The sequence below is a fragment of the Selenomonadales bacterium genome, from assembly GCA_018335585.1.
In the GTDB taxonomy this organism is placed as follows: Bacteria; Bacillota; UBA994; order UBA994; family UBA994; genus UBA994.
This window is the reverse complement of sequence record JAGXRZ010000041.1, coordinates 105550-111963: the sequence shown is the minus strand read 5'-3', so window position 1 is coordinate 111963 and position 6414 is coordinate 105550. Positions and strand designations below refer to the sequence as shown.

Here is a 6414-nt window from a genome sequence, read left to right as displayed (position 1 = left end):
AAGCGGTAAACCTTGGGGGTTCGGGGGCAAAGCCCCCGATATGCCTAACTCTAGCAGTGGCCACCCGAACCAGTAGTTTCGGCCACGCTTCACGGCAATCCTCGGTCAACTTACGCCGTCTGCTGCGGGACAAATTGCGTTAGCAGTAACAGCAATAGTTACTGCGAAACGGCGCGAAAGGGGCGTTACCCAAGAGGAGCTTGCCGCACATATGGGTGTATCTAAAGCCTCAGTCTCGAAATGGGAAACGGGTCAAAGCTATCCCGACATTACGCTGCTTCCGCAGTTGGCAGCATATTTTGACGTAAGCATTGATTATTTAGTCGGGTATACTCCCCAATTAGGCGTGAAGGAAATCAAGAAACTCTATCAGCGGCTAGCGTCGGACTTTGCCACAAAGGACTTTTCCGAGGTAGTGGCTGAGTGCGAGCGGCTGACAAAAAAATTCTACTCTTGCTACCCGCTGCTGTTGCACATAACGCTGTTGTATATCAACCACGCACCACTAGGTAACAACAGCGAGCGAAGCAGGCAAATACTCGTCGGCGCTGTGCAGCTCTGCGAGCACGTAAAGCAAAACAGTAGGGATGCACACCTAATTCGCGAGGCCGTCCTATATCAAGCCTTATGCCACCTGTCGCTAGGTGAAGGTGAAGAGGTGTTGGGGTTACTTGGGAGGTCTGTGCGGTTAGAAACTAAAAATGGCCCTCTCATTGCGCAAGCGCATCTGTTGACAGGAGATGGCGATAAGTCGCAAGAGATTTTACAAGTTGACTTATACCAAAACCTAATGTCGACCTTCCAGTCACTGCTAAGCATCCTGCAAAACAACCTTCACTGCTTGAGTACCGCCGAGAGAGTGTTTAGCAGAGCAGAAGGTTTGGCCAAGCTGTTTGATATGAATCGCCTAAGTCCAAATAATATGGCCGTGCTGTATGCCCTTGGGGCACACATGTACCAAATCGCAGGTGATTCTGCAAGTGCGCTAGACTTGCTTGCCAAATATGTGGACACTTGCATCTACGATTTCTTCCCCATTGAACTTCGCGGCGACGACTTTTTTAGTAAAATCGACGGCTGGTTGAGCGACAATGCCGATGTAGTGCCCAGAAGCGAGTCGGTCGTTAAGGACAGTATGATGAAGGATGTCCTGCACAGTCCTGTCTTTGCGCCGTTGTGGGAGAATCCCGAGTACCGCCTGATTGTAGAAAGACTAAAAGCATTTATACAAGGAGGAAACTAACGTGGGAAACCTGCAGGAATACTTGCCGTTCTTAATTCCTTTGGTGGTCATCCAGCTCGGCCTTATGCTTGCGTCCATAGTGCACATTTTAAAGCACCAAACATATCGCTTTGGCAACCGCGTTTTTTGGATCATTGTTTGCTTGCTTGTCGGCATCATCGGTCCGGTGCTTTATTTTACCTACGGGAGGGCAGAAGAGTGACGCATGCTTTATCTGTCAAAGGGTTAGCAAAAAGCTTCGGTGCAAACAAGGTGATTGATGGAATATCCCTCGATGTGCCCACAGGCAGTATTTTCGGTTTCATCGGCGCTAATGGAGCCGGTAAAACCACCACTATGAAAATGATTCTGGGATTGTTGCCAGCCGATAAGGGCGAGATCTTTGTGTGTGGCGAAAAGGTGTCATTTGGGGCAACGAAAACAAACCGGCACGTTGGTTATTTGCCTGATGTGCCGGAGTTCTACGGGTACATGAGAGCAAGTGAGTTCTTGCAGCTGTGCGGTGATATCACGGGTCTCTGTGCGGCCGAGACCAAAAAACGTGCATCGGAGCTCTTGGAGATTGTCGGGCTTAGTGGAGTAAACAAGAAGATAGGCACGTACTCGCGCGGCATGAAGCAAAGGCTAGGGATGGCGCAGGCCCTCTTCTGCAAACCGCAGCTGCTGATTTGCGACGAGCCGACCTCAGCGCTTGACCCTGCAGGACGCAAAGAAATTCTCGAAGCCCTAAAGCAGGCCAGAGGCAAAACTACCGTTATTTTTTCCACACATATTCTGTCGGATGTAGAACGCATCTGTGATCGGGTGGCTGTTCTGAGCAAAGGTCACATTGCCTTATCGGGAACACTGGCGGAACTTCGCAGCAAGCATCGATCAAACTCTATTCTTATCGAGTTTGCTTCAACGGAAGACAAAGAGCGGTTTGTTGGCGCTGCGGCTCTACTTGTGAGTGGCGCAAGGGCGACGGATACGGAGCTAACGCTACGCGTGACAGACATAGATGCGGTGCAGCGGGAAATCTTGCGGGTCCTATACGCAAACGACATATTGCCGCTTAAGCTAGAGGTGCATGAGCCGACCATGGAGAGCTTGTATTTGGAGGTGTCTCAATGAAACCCTTTGTGGCGTTTGCCAGTAAAGAGTTCACCGAAGGGCTGCGAACTTATCGGCTGATAATTTTGGCTGTAATCTTACTCTTTCTTGGCCTCATGAGCCCTTTATTCGCTAAAATATTGCCGGAATTACTCAGTGGAATGGACCTTGGCGGAGGTATCGTCATCACTGCACCAGCGGCTACCGCCATAGATTCATGGGCGCAGTTCTTCAAGAACGTCGGTCAGACAGGCATGCTCGCGCTAATTGTCACCTTTAGTGGAATCATAGGGAGCGAACTGACTCGCGGAACATTAATCATTCTGCTGACTAAGGGGTTAAAACGCCACACGGTAATAATGGCTAAGTTCCTCTCGGCAAGTGTCATGTGGACGGCAAGCTATCTACTTTCTCTTGCGGTCTGCTACGTTTACACGCAATATTTTTGGCCCGCGGGCACGCTTAACAACGCCTTTCTAGCTTTTGTATCGCTATGGTTGTTTGGCGAACTTCTAATCGCGCTACTTATTTTCGGAGGCGTATTGTTTGGCAGTTCGTACGGCAGCCTGCTAACTGGGTTTGGGGCTATAGGCATACTAAGTTTACTAAATGTGTTTCCTAGCGTGCACAAGTACAACCCTATAACACTCGCTAGCGATGCGCTAAATCTTTTGACCGGCCACAAGCCGCCAACAGACTTCATCCCTGCAACAGTGGTTAGCATTTTCATGGTAGTAGCCTTCTTGGCCATGTCCATAGTAGTCTTTAACAGGAAACAAATCTGAAACGGCGCTATATGATCACGTTCGCAAAGCGGACCTCACAAAGCATATTGCAAGCACGTCAAACGCATGGAAAGCGCCGATAAACACCTGCGCGTTGTCTTCGTTGCCCTAATGCGGGCTCACCTCTTTTGCGTCGGCGTCGCGCAAGAACGCTAGCACCAGCTTGTTGAACTCCGTGAAATGAGTTTCCATAGGGCAATGCCCCGCGCCTTGTATCTCGACGAAATTGGTCCTTTCTACTACTTGCCGCAGCCTTTCACCTTGCGCGATCGGCACCCAGGAGTCTTTTTCTCCCCAAACAGCCAGCACTGGGAACGCTTCTGCAGCAAGGCTCTCTAACGGTACATGGCGAGAGCGTCGTGCCAGACCGTAGAGCATATTACCAGTGCCTACGACCCTCAAAGGGGCGAGATACCCTTCAATCTCGTCAGCAGTTGGGAGTCTGCCGTAGGCAGAGCCAAGAAACCGCTCTATATTAGCCGGGGTCGCAAGTACATGCACCAAAGCTACATTGAACCCCCTCTGCACAGGCGGTAGACCCAATAGCCAGTGGCCGCGGCGTGTCGTAGAAAACAATGCTCCAGCCACTACGGTCAGCGAGGCAGTGCGCTTTGGTTCCTGTACAGACATCGTCGCTACCGCACCCCCACCCATGGAATGGCCCATCAGGTGCCATCGCGCATCTGTGTGTGCATAGCGCATTTCAATCTGTGTCAAAAGGCTCCACAGTAGGGCCCCTCGTTCTGCGTGCCCCGCAACATCCCTAGCCGCTCGGTCGCTATAGCCAAACCCCGGCAGGTCTGCGGCTACCACAAAATAGCCTTCACTTACTAAAGGCTCGACATTGTGCCGCCACGAGAAGGTTGAACCGCCGAAACCATGCACCAACAGTACCTTCCCCACAAGCGGAGCGGTGGGCTGCCATATCCTCGTGTGCATTTGCACCCCGTCAATCCAGAGATAGGTGCTTTCGGGGAATGGCTGCGCGGGCAATTGGGTCAACTTATGACGTGTGGGAATCAGATAAGGCAGCATACTTGCCACCAGCAACAATGCCGAGGCAGTTTTGAACACCTTGTGCACATACACACCCCTAACATTTTCGGTCTATTCAGTTTTAACACAAAAACACTGCCTAGCCAAGGCAGTGCGTGAGCATTGTAGAAGCGCATGACTTTTGCTATTGTGGCAGAGGGAGGTGCTGCATGAAGATTTCTAAGCAGGATGCTTTGGCATGGTTCGAATTTTTCGCCGTTTTGCCGGAGGAGGAAGAGCTAGGCGCCAAACAGCAAGAGATTGCTTACGGAACACTAGCTCAGATTGAAGCTGTCGTAGACAAGAGAAATGAAGAACTGCTGTCGCAGATAAGCGGGCTGAAGACGCTTCACAACAGAACGCTGTACGTGGGGCCCGAGGAGAAGTTTCCGCAGGGCTGTCGTTCCTGCCTCTTAGGCACCGGCCTAAGCGCAGTCAGGAAAACCAATAGATGTAATTTAGAGTGCAATTTTTGTTACAACTATGGGCAGCTCGACGACATTTCTCCGGTAGGAGGTGGCATGTGGGAGATTGGCGGCACTAAGTTCTATGTGCAGGATCTCGACTTGTTGCTAGCCATTCACACGAAGCCCACGGGCATTGCCTATGTCTACCTCGAGCCCTTTTTGGAAATTGAAACCTATCTGCCGGTAATCAAGAAGTTTAGTGTAGCCGGCATTCATCAACATATGTACACTAATGGCACCTTAGCTAGTGCCGCGAGCCTAAGGGGCTTAGGTGACGCGGGACTCAACGAAATACGCTTTAACCTAGGGGCATCAAGCTGTGCGGATCACGTTATTGCTAACATGCGTTATGCTAAGGACTCTATACCGCGCGTGGGAATCGAAACACCGATGACGCCGCAGTTCTTTGCGCAGTTTGCCGAGAAAAAGAAGGAGATTATGGCGACCGGGCTAGACTTTATCAATTGCGCCGAGCTACACGTCAACGAAAACAACATAGACAACTTCTATGGCGAGAACATGTATATGTGCCGACAGGGTTATATCTCACCTATCTGGAGCCGCGAGCTGACTCTTAAATTTATGAAAGCGGCGGCCGATGAAAACTGGGATTTAGCAGTTCACGATTGCTCAAATTACACCAAGTTCGCGAGAGGCCTCAATCTAGGCAACAAACAGGGGTTGTGGTTTGGCTCGAGCAACTACGCGTGCGAATTCCCCCGTCTCCCCTTTGAGGCCTTTTTGCCAGTCCTGCGCGACAGCAACTTTCGCTTCCTTGTCGAAGAACTGCTACCCCCCGGGTACAGACCAGGCGAACTGGTCTACTAGTGTTCTTCCACAAATCTAGAGGAAGACCTCGCGGGTATAGTTGCGTCTGCTGGATTTACGAGACCTGTGTTTTCTCGCGACATTCTTGAGAACACTGATTTCGAGTCCGCCCAGGTGGTATTCGTGGCCACGCAAAACCATATTAACGTAGTGCTAGTTCAGCCAAAAGCTCCGTTTAACTGCAAGTTAGTAGAGCAGCCGTAGCCTGCTTTGACGCTTAGAAAACGGCATGAAGGAGTCGATTTGATGAGGTTACTGAAAAACCTTCTTTGGGTTTTGTTCCTGGCAACGTTTCTTTTGGCTGTACCTAGATTAGCCGGTGTCGTAGCAGGCCTTTTTGACTACAGCTCCATAGACCCGGATAGGACCTTTGCTTGGGTTTCTGTTCGCCACTCTTTCCAGGCAGTGGTTTTCCTCATCTTTATGGCCTGGCTAGGCCGAGTTCGATCACTTAAATTTGGCTTCACGTGGGGCAACAAGGAGTCTGGGCTGAGATATCTGTTTGTATTTAGTGTTATTTTTGGTGTCTACACCGCAGTAATGTATACAATTTTTGTGCTTACTGGAGCTTACCAACCTTTTGGGTACCCATTGACGACTACTAACATTTTGGGACAGCTTGTCTTTCAATTGTTGCTATCCGGCCCATCGGAAGAACTGATTTTCCGTGCCTTTGCAATGACCATGATTGCACTGGCAATTAAAGGAAGGGTCTTCATGGGTAAAGTCAGCTCCGCAAATATCATTGCCGCGGTTATTTTCGGGCTAGCCCACATGAGAATTAGCTTTGCCCCCTTTACGGTCAGTTACCAAATGCCCCAGGTTCTCTACGCTATCGCCTTAGGCGTAATCTACGGCGATTGCTACGAAAAAACCGAGAGCATGTATTACCCTATGATTATGCACAGCTACACCAACGTAGTCATGGTGGGTGTCGGGATCATCCTTTCCTTTATCCTCTAAA

General features: G+C 50.2%; 7 protein-coding genes. 6 read left to right on the top strand and 1 reads right to left on the bottom strand.

Features of this window, described 5'->3' with window-relative positions; translation table 11 throughout:
* Positions 1-211: 211 nt before the first annotated feature.
* The 4 genes from KGZ66_07800 to KGZ66_07785 are packed head-to-tail and all read left to right on the top strand — an operon-like array spanning position 212 to position 3120.
* Positions 212-1243 (top strand): helix-turn-helix transcriptional regulator, encoded by a 1032-nt coding sequence (locus KGZ66_07800; GenBank protein MBS3985494.1) that lies wholly within the window; start codon positions 212-214, stop codon positions 1241-1243.
* 1 nt (position 1244) lies between these two features.
* Positions 1245-1445, top strand: coding sequence for a PLDc_N domain-containing protein (locus KGZ66_07795; protein ID MBS3985493.1), 201 nt, complete (start codon positions 1245-1247; stop codon positions 1443-1445).
* A complete protein-coding gene (locus KGZ66_07790) occupies positions 1442-2356 on the top strand; it encodes an ABC transporter ATP-binding protein (protein ID MBS3985492.1) in 915 nt (304 codons plus the stop codon). Before KGZ66_07795 ends, KGZ66_07790 begins: the two co-directional genes overlap by 4 nt.
* Positions 2353-3120: a hypothetical protein gene (locus KGZ66_07785; protein ID MBS3985491.1), complete on the top strand. Its 768-nt coding sequence runs from the start codon at positions 2353-2355 to the stop codon at positions 3118-3120. The genes KGZ66_07790 and KGZ66_07785 overlap by 4 nt, the downstream gene beginning before the upstream one ends.
* Before the next feature lie 108 nt (positions 3121-3228).
* Here KGZ66_07785 and KGZ66_07780 read toward each other — a convergent pair whose 3' ends face one another.
* Positions 3229-4203, bottom strand: a complete 975-nt coding sequence (locus KGZ66_07780) for an alpha/beta fold hydrolase (protein MBS3985490.1) — start codon at positions 4201-4203, stop codon at positions 3229-3231.
* Positions 4204-4325: 122 nt separating this feature from the next.
* Between KGZ66_07780 and KGZ66_07775 the strand changes: the two genes are divergently transcribed.
* Both KGZ66_07775 and KGZ66_07770 read left to right on the top strand, forming a co-directional pair.
* Positions 4326-5450, top strand: a complete 1125-nt coding sequence (locus KGZ66_07775) for a radical SAM protein (protein ID MBS3985489.1) — start codon at positions 4326-4328, stop codon at positions 5448-5450.
* Between the two features lie 246 nt (positions 5451-5696).
* A complete protein-coding gene (locus tag KGZ66_07770; GenBank protein ID MBS3985488.1) occupies positions 5697-6413 on the top strand; it encodes a CPBP family intramembrane metalloprotease in 717 nt (238 codons plus the stop codon).
* Position 6414 lies beyond the last annotated feature (1 nt).